Source organism: Agrobacterium sp. YIC 4121 (assembly GCF_002008205.1).
Classification (GTDB): Bacteria; Pseudomonadota; Alphaproteobacteria; order Rhizobiales; family Rhizobiaceae; genus Agrobacterium; species Agrobacterium leguminum.
Genome location: NZ_MRDI01000006.1, coordinates 107,647 through 122,449, shown reverse-complemented (window position 1 = coordinate 122,449; position 14,803 = coordinate 107,647). Strand labels below are relative to the sequence as shown.

General features: G+C 59.1%; 18 protein-coding genes. 4 read left to right on the top strand and 14 right to left on the bottom strand.

All coding sequences use genetic code 11. The annotated features are described in order from the left end of the window. Positions 1-50: 50 nt before the first annotated feature. The 3 genes from phbB (at position 51) to bfr (ending at position 1,806) form a co-directional block, all read left to right on the top strand. Positions 51-776: an acetoacetyl-CoA reductase gene (gene phbB, locus BTE54_RS09805; RefSeq protein WP_003520276.1), complete on the top strand. Its 726-nt coding sequence runs from the start codon at positions 51-53 to the stop codon at positions 774-776. Positions 777-1,043: 267 nt separating this feature from the next. Next, positions 1,044-1,355, top strand: coding sequence for a (2Fe-2S)-binding protein (locus BTE54_RS09800; protein ID WP_003505234.1), 312 nt, complete (start codon positions 1,044-1,046; stop codon positions 1,353-1,355). Then, complete coding sequence (gene bfr / locus BTE54_RS09795) at positions 1,321-1,806, top strand: bacterioferritin (RefSeq protein ID WP_003520274.1); 486 nt, start codon at positions 1,321-1,323, stop codon at positions 1,804-1,806. The genes BTE54_RS09800 and bfr overlap by 35 nt, the downstream gene beginning before the upstream one ends. A 42-nt stretch (positions 1,807-1,848) precedes the next feature. Here bfr and BTE54_RS09790 read toward each other — a convergent pair whose 3' ends face one another. The 14 genes from BTE54_RS09790 to rplU all read right to left on the bottom strand — a co-directional run bounded on the left by BTE54_RS09790 (position 1,849) and on the right by rplU (position 14,030). Then, entirely contained in the window at positions 1,849-2,361 is a 513-nt protein-coding gene (locus BTE54_RS09790) for an RNA pyrophosphohydrolase (RefSeq protein ID WP_020811992.1), read from the bottom strand. Positions 2,362-2,407: 46 nt separating this feature from the next. Next, entirely contained in the window at positions 2,408-3,607 is a 1,200-nt protein-coding gene (locus BTE54_RS09785) for a divergent polysaccharide deacetylase family protein (RefSeq protein WP_078052303.1), read from the bottom strand. A 62-nt stretch (positions 3,608-3,669) separates the two neighbouring features. After that, positions 3,670-4,998 carry a S41 family peptidase gene (locus BTE54_RS09780; protein WP_065656868.1) on the bottom strand — a complete coding sequence of 443 codons (1,329 nt, stop codon included), beginning with the start codon at positions 4,996-4,998 and terminating at the stop codon, positions 3,670-3,672. Continuing rightward, positions 4,988-6,385 (bottom strand): murein hydrolase activator EnvC, encoded by a 1,398-nt coding sequence (locus BTE54_RS09775; protein WP_078052302.1) that lies wholly within the window; start codon positions 6,383-6,385, stop codon positions 4,988-4,990. The genes BTE54_RS09780 and BTE54_RS09775 overlap by 11 nt, the downstream gene beginning before the upstream one ends. A 159-nt stretch (positions 6,386-6,544) precedes the next feature. Next, positions 6,545-7,027, bottom strand: coding sequence for a 23S rRNA (pseudouridine(1915)-N(3))-methyltransferase RlmH (gene rlmH / locus BTE54_RS09770; protein ID WP_078052301.1), 483 nt, complete (start codon positions 7,025-7,027; stop codon positions 6,545-6,547). A 159-nt stretch (positions 7,028-7,186) separates the two neighbouring features. After that, positions 7,187-7,630, bottom strand: a complete 444-nt coding sequence (rsfS, locus tag BTE54_RS09765) for a ribosome silencing factor (protein ID WP_035236703.1) — start codon at positions 7,628-7,630, stop codon at positions 7,187-7,189. 113 nt (positions 7,631-7,743) lie between these two features. Then, on the bottom strand, positions 7,744-8,367 hold the full coding sequence (locus tag BTE54_RS09760; protein ID WP_162934136.1) for a nicotinate-nucleotide adenylyltransferase: 624 nt from the start codon (positions 8,365-8,367) through the stop codon (positions 7,744-7,746). 3 nt (positions 8,368-8,370) lie between these two features. Then, the gene (locus tag BTE54_RS09755) at positions 8,371-9,657 is read right to left on the bottom strand and encodes a glutamate-5-semialdehyde dehydrogenase (RefSeq protein ID WP_198939117.1); all 1,287 of its coding nucleotides are present in this window, start codon (positions 9,655-9,657) and stop codon (positions 8,371-8,373) included. Further along, entirely contained in the window at positions 9,650-10,819 is a 1,170-nt protein-coding gene (proB, locus tag BTE54_RS09750; RefSeq protein WP_078052300.1) for a glutamate 5-kinase, read from the bottom strand. The genes BTE54_RS09755 and proB overlap by 8 nt, the downstream gene beginning before the upstream one ends. Next, positions 10,816-11,886, bottom strand: coding sequence for a GTPase ObgE (gene obgE, locus BTE54_RS09745; protein WP_078052299.1), 1,071 nt, complete (start codon positions 11,884-11,886; stop codon positions 10,816-10,818). Before obgE ends, proB begins: the two co-directional genes overlap by 4 nt. 168 nt (positions 11,887-12,054) lie before the next feature. Next, positions 12,055-12,645: a GNAT family N-acetyltransferase gene (locus BTE54_RS09740; protein WP_078052298.1), complete on the bottom strand. Its 591-nt coding sequence runs from the start codon at positions 12,643-12,645 to the stop codon at positions 12,055-12,057. Beyond that, positions 12,642-13,274 (bottom strand): GNAT family protein, encoded by a 633-nt coding sequence (locus BTE54_RS09735; protein WP_003505256.1) that lies wholly within the window; start codon positions 13,272-13,274, stop codon positions 12,642-12,644. Before BTE54_RS09735 ends, BTE54_RS09740 begins: the two co-directional genes overlap by 4 nt. Positions 13,275-13,405: 131 nt before the next feature. Further along, positions 13,406-13,675 carry a 50S ribosomal protein L27 gene (gene rpmA, locus BTE54_RS09730; protein WP_003492686.1) on the bottom strand — a complete coding sequence of 90 codons (270 nt, stop codon included), beginning with the start codon at positions 13,673-13,675 and terminating at the stop codon, positions 13,406-13,408. A 40-nt stretch (positions 13,676-13,715) separates the two neighbouring features. Beyond that, positions 13,716-14,030: a 50S ribosomal protein L21 gene (gene rplU, locus BTE54_RS09725; protein ID WP_003492690.1), complete on the bottom strand. Its 315-nt coding sequence runs from the start codon at positions 14,028-14,030 to the stop codon at positions 13,716-13,718. A 330-nt stretch (positions 14,031-14,360) separates the two neighbouring features. On the opposite strand from rplU, the gene BTE54_RS09720 reads away from it, so the two are divergent. Continuing rightward, positions 14,361-14,801, top strand: a complete 441-nt coding sequence (locus BTE54_RS09720) for a metallopeptidase family protein (protein ID WP_003520258.1) — start codon at positions 14,361-14,363, stop codon at positions 14,799-14,801. Positions 14,802-14,803: the final 2 nt, after the last annotated feature.

Below are 14,803 nucleotides of genomic sequence, written 5' to 3'. Positions count from 1 at the left end.
AAGCATCCTCGCATATGCAGGCGCTTCAATGACAGGTCATGGAGGCCGATATGAGCCGGGTTGCGTTGATTTCCGGCGGGACGAGCGGCATAGGCGCCGCAATCGCCCGCGCCCTGCAGGCGGCCGGCTACCGGGTGGCCGTCAATTATGCCTTCACGACGGACAGGGCGGAAGCATTCCAGAAAGAAACCGGCATCCCCGCTTTTCAGTGGGACGTGCGCGACTATGACGCCTGCGTCAATGGCATAGCCAGGGTGGAAGAGACCTTCGGTCCCGTCGAGGTGCTCGTCAACAATGCCGGCATCACCCGCGATGCGATGTTCCATAAAATGTCGCCGCAGCAATGGCGCGAGGTTATCGATACCAACCTTACCGGCGTGTTCAACATGACCCACCCCGTATGGCCGGGCATGCGCGACCGCGGCTTCGGCCGCATCGTCAACATCTCCTCCATCAATGGCCAGAAAGGCCAGGCGGGACAGGCCAATTATTCCGCCTCGAAAGCGGGCGACATCGGGTTTACCAAGGCGCTCGCCCAGGAAGGCGCCAGCCGCAATATTACCGTTAACGCCATCTGCCCCGGCTATATCGGCACGGAGATGGTGAGAGCTATACCGGAGAAGGTTCTGGCAGAACGGATCGTGCCGCAAATTCCCGTTGGACGGTTGGGTGAGCCGGAAGAAATCGCACGCTGCGTTCTGTTTCTGGTTTCCGACGAGGCCGGTTTCATCACCGGTTCGACCATGACGGCCAATGGCGGACAATATTTCGCTTGAGGGCCGTCGATCCTGACTTCCCGGCCTCCTGAACCCAGTAAACTTTCCGTGATCTCGGCTTCAATAATCTTGCCGCGCACAAAAACTTGAAGATGAAACACTGGAATGACACGTAGCCTAAACTAATGAAAATACGATAGTTTTTGTATAGTTTAGAATGAGTCTAGAAAATCCTCAGCGACTCATTAAGAGGTTTTTCTTGACATTTGCTGTCCTGTTTTGGTTTAAGAACGAAAACAACGTGTTGCGTCATACAGGCAGTCCATCATGCTGGTTTGCAGCTGCAATTACATCACCGATCACGATATCCGGGACGTCATCAACGAGCTCCTCGACGAGGACTGTTGGCAGCTCATCGTTCCTGCAAAAGTGTATCACGCCATGGAAAAACGCGGTCGCTGTTGCGGCTGTTTCCCCACCGTTGTCGACCTGATCATCAAAACCACTGAAGAATATCATGCCCGTCGCCACTCGACTGAGGCCGATGTTTTTGATTTTATGTCCCGCCTGAAGCAATTCCATGAAGAGAACAGGAGAGCGGACATTGAAAGGCGACAAAAAAGTCATCGAGCGGCTTAACGAGGCCCTTTTTCTCGAACTCGGTGCGGTAAACCAGTACTGGCTTCACTATCGTTTGCTGGAAGACTGGGGCTACACGAAGCTCGCCAAAAAGGAACGTGCTGAATCCATCGAGGAAATGCAGCACGCCGACAAGCTGGTCGCACGCATCATCTTCCTTGAAGGCCATCCCAACCTTCAGACCGTCGCGCCCCTGCGCATCGGCCAGAACGTCAAGGAAGTTCTGGAATCCGACCTTGCCGGCGAATATGACGCCCGCACCTCCTACAAGAAATCGCGTGATATCTGTTATGAGGCCGGAGACTACGTCTCCATGAAGCTTTTCGAAGAACTGCTGATCGACGAGGAAGGCCATATCGACTTTCTCGAAACCCAGCTCGAACTGCTCGGCAAGATCGGCGAGGAAAAATACGGCCAGCTCAACGCCGATTCCGCCAACGAAGCGGAATAAGCACTGGCGACAAAACAGAAAAGGCGGCCTTGGCCGCCTTTTTTATTTTCCGGAAAGGTGCTGGAACTCCGCCACGACCTGCTCGTATACGGCGCGCTTGAACGGCACGATGAGTTCCGGCAGGCTTTCCATCGGCTTCCAGTCCCACGCGTCGAATTCGGCCGTGTGCCCGGTCGGCGGCGGATCGATCTGGATCTCGCTTTCGTCGCCTTCGAAACGGAACGCAAACCAGCGCTGTGCCTGCCCGCGATATTTGCCCCTGAGACCGATACCGATCAGTTCGGGTGGCAGGTCATAGTGAATCCAGTCGCTCGCCTCCGCAAGCAGGCTCACCGTTTTCATGCCTGTTTCTTCGTAGAGTTCGCGAATGGCGGCCGTCAGAGGCCGTTCACCGTCATCGATGCCGCCCTGCGGCATCTGCCACAGATGCGGTGAGCCGTCATATTCGGAATTGCCTTCCTTGATGCGCCTGCCGGCCCAGACAAGGCCCTCGGCGTTCAGCACCATAATTCCCGCACAGGGACGGTAAGGCAAATCTTCTGCTTTGATTGTCATGGGAAACCCGCACTGTCTGAGCGCCAGAAATGGCCGCACGCAAGGTTTACTGCCCTGCCTGCCCGGAAACAAGCGCAGAAACACCGACAATCTCGATGCCGCGCCCGCCAGCCTCGCGCGACCACTTGGAGATCGCGGCAACGCTTTCATCGAAAGCCGAAGCAACGCCGATCGCCTGGCCGTTACGCCGTGCAATTCGCTCCAGTTCGTCCAGCTTGCGCAGAATGGCAGCTTCGGTGACTTCACTGTCGAGCAGAATATCGGCAAAACCCTGTGGCGCGGAAATCGCCTTGGCAATGCCGCCGCTCAGCGACTGCGCCGAAGAACCATCATCCAGAAACAGCAGGCCACGCTTGCCGATGTCGCGCATTACCGGCTCCAGCGCCGCCTGCTCGGCAAGGAAACGCCCGCCGAGATAATTCATGATGCCAGTGTAATTGGTGATCTTCGCCATGGAGCGATGCAGCCGGTCGATGTTGACCTTGGCGAGATCACCCGCCAGCAGGGTGTCCGGGCCGGGATTGGTGCCGGGGTAACCGAAAGGCTCAAGCGGTATCTGCAGGAGGATTTCATGTCCCTGTCGGCGCGCTTCCTGCATCCAGCGCTGCAGGCTGTTGCCGCTGGCGGCAAAACCGAGCGTCACCTCCGGCGGCAGCTCCCGGATCGCTTTTTGCGACCCCGTCTGGCTGAGACCCAGCCCGCCGACCACGATCGCCACCCGGGTGCCGCGTGCACCAGACCAGGGCCGCGCATATTGCTCCATCGGCCGCAAACCATCCGCACCGACAACCGGCAATTTGCCAAACGCGGTTTCTTCCAGCAGTTCCTCATTGGGTCGCGTCGCCATGCGCGGATCCTGACCATAGGTCTGGCCGCTCATCAGCACGGGCCCGTCACTCTCGCGCGGGCGGGGAGAGTAAACCGATACGACATTGCCGTCAGGCATCGTCTCGCGATTGATATTGGCGCCCGAGCGGCCGCTTTGCGGCTGGAGACCGGCGGCGTCGCCGGGAGTCGTTACATCGGCCGGTGCGATTTCAGGCGTCTTTTCGGCAAGCTGAGGCTGTGCATCCGGCCCGTTCGCCGTCTTCTGCAAATTGCCGGGCGAAAGCGCCGTATAGACCGACAGGCCGCCGATTGAGAAAACCGCAAGCACCGACAGAGCCATAATGACGGAAAAGCGCCGGTTGATACCGGCGCTTTTTTTCTGACGACCCAGAAGCGGTTTTCGCAGGTCCGAAGGCAATGAACGATCCGTCCAAACGGTTGGGCAATAGATGAAATGCGCCGGCTGACCGGCGCACTATCTTACTGCTTGTTGACCACAGCCTTTTCCGGGTTCGGCGGGAAAGACGGATCCGTCTTTGCGCCGCGCAACAGGTCCAGAGCATAGTTGAGCTGGATGTCATCCTTGGCTTCCGGCGGAACATAAGCGGAGGAACCCGAACCTTCGTCGGTTTCGCTCTGACCCTTGATGTGGCCGGAAAGACCGGATTCACCTTCGGTGGTCACCTTGCCCTGCAACTCGGGCGGCAATGGCTGTTCGACCTTGATGTCAGGCTCAATGCCCGTACCCTGGATCGATTTACCCGACGGCGTATAATAGAGCGCCGTGGTCAGGCGCAACGCACCCGCCTCGCCGAGCGGAATGATCGTCTGGACCGAACCCTTGCCGAAGGAACGCGTGCCGACCACGGTCGCACGGCGCAGATCCTGCAGGGCGCCGGCAACGATTTCCGAAGCCGAAGCCGAACCGCCGTTGACGAGCACGATTACCGGCTTGCCATCGGTCAGATCGCCAGCCGTCGCGTTGAAGCGGCGGGTCTCGTCGGGGTTACGGCCACGGGTCGAAACAACCTCGCCACGCTCGAGGAAGGCGTCGGAGACATTGATCGCCTGATCGAGCAGACCACCCGGATTGAGGCGAAGGTCGAGCACATAACCCTTCAGCTTGTCGGCCGGCACATCCGCCTTGATCTTCTTGATCGCCTTTTCGAGATCGTCATAGGTCTTCTCGGTAAAGGAGATGACGCGCAGATAACCGACATTGTCGCCCTCGACGCGGGACTTCACCGCGCGAACGGCAATGACATCGCGCATAACGGTGAATTCGAGCGGCTTGTCGGCGCCCTGGCGGATGATCGTCAGCTTGATAGGCGTTTTCACCGCGCCGCGCATCTTTTCGACCGCCTGTTCCAGCTTCAGGCCACGAACCGGCGTACCGTCAATTTCCGAAATGAAGTCGCCGGCGAGAATGCCTGCACGGGAAGCCGGTGTATCGTCGATCGGCGTAATGACCTTGACGAGCTCGTTCTCCATGGTCACTTCGATGCCGAGACCGCCGAATTCACCCTTGGTCTGGGTGCGCATGTCGTTGGCATCCTTGGCATTCATGAAGCTCGAATGCGGATCGAGCGAGCTCAGCATGCCGTTGATGGCGTTTTCCACCAGCTTCTCATCATCCGGCGGCGTCACATATTGTGCGCGCACGCGCTCGAACACATCGCCAAAGATCGACAGTTCCTTATAGGTCGAAGGCCCGGCCGCCTGTGCCGGCATGCTCGCCGAATAAATCACGCTCATCGCCGTGGCGCCCATAAGCCCACCGATAAGGAGAAGCGAAACCTTACGAATCATTGTGCGCCCTTCCGGTATTTTTTGCGGTCCACCACGGTTGAGAATCAACCGGTACACCATCTTTCCTGAACTCAATGTAGAGCGTTGGCCTGTCGGTTTCCAGCGCCAATGCTGCTGCACTCGCTACTCTTTTTGCACCCATGGAGGCGATGGGCTCTCCGGAGAACACGAACATTCCCTGCCGCGTCCTCACATTGTCCATGCCCGTCATCACCACATGATATCCATCACCCGTATTGAGGATGATCATCCGGCCATAACTGCGAAAATCTCCGGCAAACACCACGAAGCCGTCTGCAGGCGCCGTCACGATGGCTTCCGGTCCGCTCGCGACGACAATTCCCTTGGAAAAGTGGCCCGTTCCGTCCGCATCGCCGAAGCGCCGCAACACTTCGCCGGTAACCGGCAGCTCCAGCTTTCCCTTCAAACTCGCGAAGGGATATGCGGGCGCAATACGGTTTTTATCGGGCATTCCAGCCTCGGCCGCGGCCCGCTCCTTTTCGCGTTCCGCCTCCGAAAGACGGGCCAGGCGCTGCTCTTCCGCCCGCGCCTTTTCCTTCGCCTCCCGCACCGAGGTAATCTCGCCTTCGAGCGAACTGACCAGCCCCTCGAGGCTCGTCGCCTTGCTTGCAAGCTCCTCAGATCGCTTGCGTTCCGCCTCCAGCTCCGCCGCCGTCTGAGTATTCTTGCGGTCATTTTCGGCAATCAGCAGGTCGAGGCGTTTTTCCTCTTCCAGACTTGCCGTCATCATACCCGTAAGATCGTCCTTTTCGCGAGCGATTGCCTGTCTCAGATCGGTCAATTCTTTGAGAGCGGCAACCAGCTTGTCGGTTTCACCGCGAATGCCGGGCACGACGGCGCCGAGAAGAATGGCGCTTCGCACCGACGCCAGCGCATCCTCCGGCGAGACGAGAAGGGCGGGGGGCGGGTTTCGGCCCATGCGCTGCAACGCCGCCAGAACCTCCGCCAGCACGCCGCGTCTTTCACGCAGCGACGCCTTGACGCCATCCTCCCGCACGGAAAGCTTGGCCAGGCGATCCTCACCGTCGCTGATCTTGGTTTCCAGCGCCTTGCGCCGGGCAGCCGATGCGATCAGCTCTTCCCGGATGCGGGCGCTATCCTGATTGAGGGAGGCGATGCTTTCCTCAAGCTTCCTTGTCTTGTCTTCCGAAAGACCGATGCTGTCGACCAGTTCCTCCAGATCCTGCCGGTTCTGGTCGCGGCGCTTCTCCAGCGTCTGCAGCGCATCCGGCGACGAATCATCGCCTGCGGCGGGAACGGCGCCCGCATCGTCGCGCGAATAGGTCGGACCGCTCCCCATGACGAAAGCAGCAATAACCGCGCCCGCAAGGGCAGCGTGCCGTTTTCGTTGAGGCCTGTTGTCCATGTGAACTTTCTTTGATGCCGAAGCAGAAGCGCCGATATTAGGGATTTTGCCGCGATCTTCCAAGAGGCCATGGAAAGGCCGCGGCCAGAGCCGTACGCTGTCAGTCGTGTCGCGGAGCTTCATGTTGAAATTGAGACAATTATCCGAATCGAAACCCGATCAAACGCGATGATAGGGATGACCGGAGAGGATCGTCACGGCACGGTAAAGCTGCTCTGCGATCAGGATACGAACGATCTGATGCGGCCATGTCAGCTTGCCGAGATTGAGAACGGCCGCCGCCTTGTCGTAGAGCGCGGGATCGAGCCCATCGGCTCCGCCTATGGCGATCACGAGGTCTCGCTTGCCGCTATCGCGCAAATCGCCAAAGAATGAAGCAAAGGCGGGACTGTCCAGCGCCTTTCCGCGCTCGTCCAGCAGCACGAGGGCAGCACCATCGGCCAAATGTTTTTCCAGCATCGCGGCTTCTTCGCGCTTGCGGGTCTCCGCATTGGAAGCGCGGCTTTCGGCAACCTCGATCACCCGCGAAAACTCCAGCCCGATCGCCGGGCCGGTCTTTGCCAGGCGCTCGATATAACGGGCCGCAAGATCCTTTTCGGGGCCGGATTTCAGCCGTCCCACCGCAAAAATTGAAATCCGCATCGCAAACCTGCATTCGTCGTGACCCAACAGGGTCACGCTCTTAACAGCATAGCCTGCGGATTCCTATGCGGCCGGCCTGATTTCCGGCCAGAGGCACCGTTTCCGAAGTCAGATATGATCTTCGGCAAAAGCGATGCACTCGCTCAAAGGCTCACCGCATCAATGCAGCGTCTCTTCCGGCATGTCCGGCGTCGCCCACATTTTTTCAATGTTGTAGAAGGCGCGGATTTCCGGTCGGAACACGTGAACGATGATGTCGCCGGTATCGATCAGCACCCAGTCTCCGGTCTCGAGACCTTCGACGCGGGCGTTTCCGAACCCTTCATCCTTCATGTCCTTGAGAAGATGCTCGCAAATCGCCGAAACATGCCTGTTCGACCGCCCGGAGACCACGACCATGTAGTCCGCAAGCGCCGATTTTCCGGCAATGTTGAGAGAGACGATATCTTCAGCCTTGGAGTCCTCGAGGCTCGCGAGGACGGTTTCGAGGGCATGGCCGGCGGCATCGGCGCCACTGTCCTGGCCCTTCGGGATAGCAACAAATGCTCTTCCCTTGGCGTGTACTGTTGTCAGAGGTTTTCCTTTCCAAGAGTGACAAAACAGGTACTGGCGACGCGATTCTCTGCGTCACACAATAAAGGTGGCATCAAAGCATTAACTTTTCAAGATATGGACCCATCGACACCCGGCACATACATCATTTGTGATCGAAGGCGTCATTTACGACCGTTGCGCAGCGCCGTGGAGCTGAGCGTCGAGCGCGGACCGTGAATGAAGACCCAGGCAGGGGCCGCTTTTTTCCACAAAACGCCGGCATCGTCCTCATCCACCCGTGCATGGCTGAAGGCCTGCGCCATGGTGGAGGAAAGATAAGAGAGCGTGGAACCTGGCCGATCGATCACGGCAATCGGAAATGTCTCCGCGATCCGCCGCCATTTCTGCCAGCGATGGAAGCTTTTCAGATTATCCGCTCCCATGATCCAGATGAAACGGACATGCGGATTTTTCGCCTTCACCTTGGCGAGCGTATTGGCCGTATAGCTCATCCCCAGTGATTTTTCGAACGCCGTCACCTTGATGCGCGGGTCGTGAACCAGCTTTTCGCAGGCGGCGATGCGCTCCTCCAGAGACGCCAACTCCGAACGGCTTTTCAGCGGATTGCCTGGCGTCACCATCCACCACAGCTGATCGAGACCGAGCCTGCGCAGCGCAATCTCTGCAACAAGCGCGTGACCGGCATGTGGCGGATTGAAAGAACCACCGAACAGGCCGACAACCATGCCGCGCTCCACATGCGGCATGGTGAGATAACGTCTGTCGAGGCGCTTGTCAGCCGGCAAATATCAGGTCCGTGTCTGGCCGGTGCCATGCACCCGGTATTTGAACGAGGTGAGCTGCTCGACGCCGACCGGGCCGCGCGCATGCATCTTGCCCGTGGCAATGCCGATTTCAGCACCCATGCCGAATTCGCCGCCGTCCGCGAACTGCGTCGAGGCATTGTGCAGGAGAATGGCCGAATCGAGTTCGTTGAAGAAGCGCGCGACTACATCGGGATCCTCGGCGATAAGCGCCTCGGTGTGGTTGGACGAATAGGTGCCGATATGCTCGATCGCGCCTGAAATACCCTCCACCACGGCGACCGAAATGATCGCATCGAGATATTCGGTGCGCCAGTCCTCTTCCGTTGCCGGTGCGAGACCCGCCACCACATCGCGAACGGCCTGCGAACCGCGCACTTCGCAGCCGGCTTCGATCAAGGCCTTGACGAGCGGCGCAAGATGGGTGGACACGGCAGCGGCATCCACCAGCAGCGTTTCAGCCGCCCCGCAAATACCGGTGCGACGCATCTTGGCGTTGACGACGATACGTTTCGCCATGTCGAGATCGGCCGATTTGTCGATGTAGACATGACAAATGCCTTCCAGATGCGCGAAAACCGGTACACGGGCTTCCGACTGCACCCGCGCCACGAGGCTTTTGCCGCCGCGTGGCACGATGACGTCAACCGTGCCGTTCAGGCCGCTGAGAAGCGCGCCGACAGCGGCGCGGTCGGTCACCGGCACCAGCTGAATGGCATGCTCGGGAAGACCGGCTATCTTCAGACCTTCCACGAGGCAGGTATGGATAGCACGCGATGAATGTTGCGAATCCGAGCCGCCGCGCAGGATAACGGCATTGCCCGCCTTCAGGCACAATGCGCCGGCGTCCGCCGTCACGTTCGGGCGGCTTTCGTAGATCACGCCGATGACGCCGAGCGGCGTGCGCACGCGCTCGATCTTCAGCCCATTCGGACGATCCCAGGCGGCGATGACTTCGCCTACCGGATCGGGCAGCGCCGCCACCGAACGGATGCCTTCGGCAATACCGGCGATCCTTGCATCGTTGAGGGTCAGCCTGTCCACGAAGGAAGCGGCAAGGCCTGCACTTTCCGCCGCGGCCAGATCTTTCCTGTTGGCGGCGAGGATCGCATCCCTGGATGCCTCGATGGCGGAGGCCATGGCAAACAGCGCGCGGTTCTTCTGGTCTGTGCCGGCGATGGATAACGGTCGCGAAGCAGCTTTCGCCTGAGCGCCGATGGTGATCATCAGCGCGTCAATATCATGGCTCTGCTTCACGGCCTGTTCAGGCATGGACCTCATCCTTCTTTGCATTTTTAACTTTGACGGCAGCGCCCGTCATCACCAGATCGTCACGATGAATCATGGCCGCCCGCCCGACATAACCGAGGATCGCCTCGATCTCGTTGGACTTGTGACCGATGATAAGACGCGCCTCTTCAGCATCGTAACCCGCAAGACCACGAGCGACTTCACGGCCTTCCGCACCGATAATGGCGATTGCATCACCACGGCCGAAATTGCCCTTCACCAGTCGCACACCCGCCGGAAGCAGGCTTTTTCCGGCATACAGAGCCTTTTCCGCACCGGCATCCACATGGATTTCGCCGGCCGGCTGCAATTGCCCGGCAATCCAGGTCTTGCGCGCCGTCACCGGCGTGCCCGAAGGCGCGAACCATGAGGAGCGCGCGCCGTTTTCAATAGCCTTCAAAGGATTAAGCGTCTTCCCGGAAGCGATGATCATGCCGCAGCCGGCAGCCGTCGCGATCTTGCCCGCGTCGATCTTGGTGCGCATACCGCCGCGTGAAAGCTCGGATGCCGCACCGCCTGCCATGGCCTCGATATCGGGCGTAATATCGGCAATCGTCTCAAGGAATTTCGCATCGGGATCAAGATGCGGTGGAGCCGTGTAAAGCCCGTCAATATCAGAAAGCAGCACCAGAAGATCGGCGCCCGTCATGGTCGCCACACGCGCCGCCAGACGGTCATTGTCGCCATAGCGGATTTCGGTGGTCGCCACGGTATCGTTTTCATTGATGATCGGGATAGCGCCGATCTTCAGCAACTGGTTGATGGTGGCGCGCGCATTGAGATAACGGCGACGCTCTTCGGTATCGGAGAGCGTCAGAAGAATCTGGCCGGCGACGATCTCATGCCGCGACAGGCTTTCCGACCATGCCCGCGCCAGCGCGATCTGGCCGACAGCCGCCGCCGCCTGGCTTTCTTCCAGCTTCAATGCACCGGAAGGCAGGCCAAGCACGGTGCGGCCAAGCGCGATGGCGCCCGAAGACACAACCTGCACATCCGCGCCATTTTTCTTCAGCGCGGCGATATCCTCGCAGATGGCGTCGAGCCAGTCTTTCTTGAGACCGGTCTTCCGGTCCACCAGAAGCGCCGACCCGATCTTGATGACGATTCGGTGATGGCTCGCCAGCGGCTTGCGCGTCAGGCTCATAGACGGTCGTCCTCTTCCTCGGCCTCGTTGTCCTCATGCGGCATCGACCGATCGGGCAGGGCGGTTTCGCCGCCATTGCTCACCGAGACGATGACATCGCGAAGGGCACGCAGCGCTTCCGTCATGCCGATATGGGCGGCAGCGGAGAGAAGTAGCGGGGGACGGCCGCAGGCCTTCTCCAGTTCCTTGGCTTTCTTTTTCAGCTCTTTTTCATCAAGCACGTCGATCTGCGACAGCGCCACGATTTCCGGCTTGTCGGTCAGCCCGCCGCCATAGGCGTCCAGCTCGGCCTTAACGGTCTTATAGGCCTTGCCGACCTTTTCTTCCTGCGCGGAAACGAGATGCAGAAGCACACGGGTACGCTCCACATGGCCGAGGAAACGGTCACCGATGCCCACACCCTCATGCGCGCCTTCGATGAGGCCGGGAATATCGGCCAGCACGAATTCACGGCCATCGATTGTCGCGACGCCTAGGTTTGGATGAAGGGTGGTGAAGGGATAATTGGCAATCTTCGGCCGCGCACGGGTGACCGTTGCAAGGAACGTGGATTTGCCCGCATTGGGCAGACCGACGAGACCGGCATCGGCGATCAGTTTCAGGCGAAGCCAGACTGTCTTTTCCTCGCCCGCGAGGCCCGGATTGGCATGGGTGGGCGCCTGATTGGTCGACGACTTGAAGTAAGCATTGCCGAACCCGCCATTGCCGCCGGCGGCAAGACGAAAGCGCTGACCTTCCTTCGTCAGATCGACGATCAGCGTCTCGTTATCTTCCTCGAAAATCTGGGTACCAACAGGCACCTTCAGCACCACGTCCGAACCCTTGGCGCCGGTGCGGGTCTTGCCCATGCCGTGCTGCCCGATCGAGGCCTTGAAATGCTGCTGGAAACGGAAATCGATCAGCGTGTTGAGGCCGTTGACCACCTCAACCCAGACATCGCCGCCGCGTCCGCCATCGCCACCGTCAGGGCCGCCGAATTCGATGAATTTTTCGCGCCGGAAGGAAACGGCGCCCGCGCCACCGTCACCGGACTTGATATAGACTTTTGCTTCATCGAGAAATTTCATCGGACTGCCGTTCTGTCGGTTTGCGGACGCAACAATCTTGCCATTGCGTCGAACAAAAATATCGTCGTTTCGAATACAAGCGCTTCTCCGCAAGGTCAAAGACTATCGTGCGGGAAGCCCATGCGTGAGACAAGGCCGGTTTGGGACAAACCGGCCTTGTTTGGGTTGCTAGCGATGCGGCGGAATGAAATCCTCAGCCGTGATCATCGTATCGATATGCGCCACCATGGCGGCGCGCGCCGTGGCATAGATTTGGTGACAACCGGTCACCCGGAAGCCGAGTTTTTCCTGCACGCGCAGCGAAGCGGGATTATCCGCAAATACGCCGGAGTGAAGGGTCATTCCGGGCATACGGCGGAAGAACCGCTCGACCACGGCGGCCACCGCCTCGGTCATGTAACCCTTGCCCCAGTAGAAGCGGTTCAGCCAGTAGCCGAGATGCCACTCGCCGTGCCGCAATTCCACCGAGACGACGCCAATCAGGGTGTCGTCACCGCTGGTGATGGCGAAATCCCAGTCGGGCAGCGTGCCAGAGGTACGCAGCACCAGCCATTCCAGCGCATCCTGCTTGTGGTAGGGCGCGGGAACGCGGGCCAGCATCTTCGTCACGGCGAAATCGCCAAGCGATTCCGCAATGCTGCCGGCATCGGAAAGCCGTTGCGGACGCAACACCAGACGCTTTGTTTCGATGACAGGGCAGGGGCCAGGCGGTGCTACTGTCGTTGCCGTCCGCCGTCGGGTCAGTTCGAGCGCACTCATCCCATGTCCCCCCAGCTCTTCAGCGAAACCCAGGTCTTGCGGTCCAGCCTGTACCATTCGACCGGTACCATGCCGCCAAGCGCCAGCGAACCGACCATGCCGGAGCCCTGGAACTGGAAACCGCATTTCTGGATGACGCGGCGCGACGCGATGTTGGTGACCCGGCAACGGGCATCGATCTGGTCGATTTCACGCGTGCGGAAGGCCATGTCGATCAGCGCATGCGCGGCTTCCGTCATGTAACCCCGGTTCCAGTAGGGTTCCCCCAGCCAGTAACCGATCTCCAGCGTCTTTTCATCTTCCTGGGGTTCGAGCGCGCAGCAGCCCAGAAACTCGCCATTGTCCATGCGGGTAATCGCATAGACGCACTTGCCAATCTCGCCAGCTTTGGAGCGTCGCACAAAATCCGCGGCGTCTTTGGCCGTGTAAGGGTGCGGCATACGCGACACCATGGTCGCGATATTGGCATTGTTGGCAAGATGGGCAAGGGCGTCGATGTCTTCTTCGTGAGGCTTACGCAAAACCAGCCTCTGCGACAGTAAAACGGGGCAATCGCTCCTCGACCGATCGGGCCTCGGCCGCTCTTCGGGTGACCGTGATTGGTCAACCCTCAACAATTCAGCTTGCATGGTTCAGTCCCTCCATGAGGTTAAAGAAAAAGGGGAGTTGGGTGGTGCCCCATCTCCCCTGTTTTCTTGACTGGACCTGATACGTCTCAGCCGGGTCGATGGGACACCGGCTGCATATGACGCTTACCGGCTTATTCTGCGGCTTCCGCTTTCGGGGCCACGGATACGAATACGCGGCCGTTGGCCTTCGTACGGAAGTTCACGTTACCTGCGGTCAGTGCGAAAATCGTGTGGTCCTTGCCGATGCCAACATTGGCGCCCGGATGCCACTGCGTGCCGCGCTGACGCAGAATAATGTTGCCTGGAATGACAGCTTCGCCGCCGAACTTCTTTACGCCAAGGCGCTTGGATTCGGAATCGCGACCGTTACGCGAGGAACCGCCAGCTTTTTTGTGTGCCATTGGAGTTCTCCTTTAAACCTTGTTTCCCGTGTCGCGCCGATCAGGCAGCAACGATGTCCGTGATGCGGACGACAGTGTGATGCTGACGATGGCCGCGCGAACGCTTGGAGTTCTGACGACGACGCTTCTTGAAGGCGATGACCTTCTTGCCGCGATTGTGCTCGACAACTTCAGCCTTGACGATGGCGCCCTTGACGAAGGGAGCACCGAACTTGGCGTCGGCGCCTTCGCCAACAACGAGAACTTCGGTGAATTCTACAGTTGCGCCTGCCTCTGCTTCCAGCTTTTCGATGGTCAGCACGGCGTCGGCCGCTACGCGGTACTGCTTACCGCCGGTCTTGATGACTGCGAACATTTTTTATCCTTTCATGTTCGTTCCGGCTCTGCCCGCAAATGCAAGCTGGCCGTCTTTTTATCAGTCGGAGTAGCGGAAATCCGTCAGGACTGAATGCCCCTTTGAATGTCTGCCGGTGAAGCCGCCTTTTGAGGGGCGGAATAAACAGAAGGCGCACTACGCCATCAATTTGGGTGCCGATTACGCGAGACGCCCGTTTATGTCAAGATGACGACGGCTTGAAAAGTAACTGTAACGCCAAGAATTTCATGCTTTTTCGGCGGGTGAAGCAGTCGGGTCTCGAAATTTGTCCAGCAAGTGTTTATATGGGCCTTCCAACAAGGAGCAGAAATGGCCCGCATAGACCAGACCGACGATTGGCGGGACCGCCATGCGCCGACACTTTCCGCCTTCGAGTCGCTTGCGATCGAGGCATATGGCCACCTGCCGGAAGAATTTCGCGCGCTGACGAAAGATCTCATCATCGAGATCGCCGATTTTCCGACCGACGACGTGTTCGAAGACATGGCGCTCGAAACACCCTTCGATCTTCTCGGACTGTTCGAAGGACGCGGCATCTCCGAACGGTTCACCATGGAAACGGGTGAGATGGTGAACCGCATCACGCTTTATCGCCGTCCCATTCTCGACTACTGGGCCGAGAATGAGGAGACGCTGGGCGATATCATCACCCATGTCCTCATCCACGAAATCGGCCACCACTTCGGCCTGTCGGACGACGACATGGAACGGATCGAAGAAAGCGCCGACGAGGCCGCCGCCGATCGCTGATC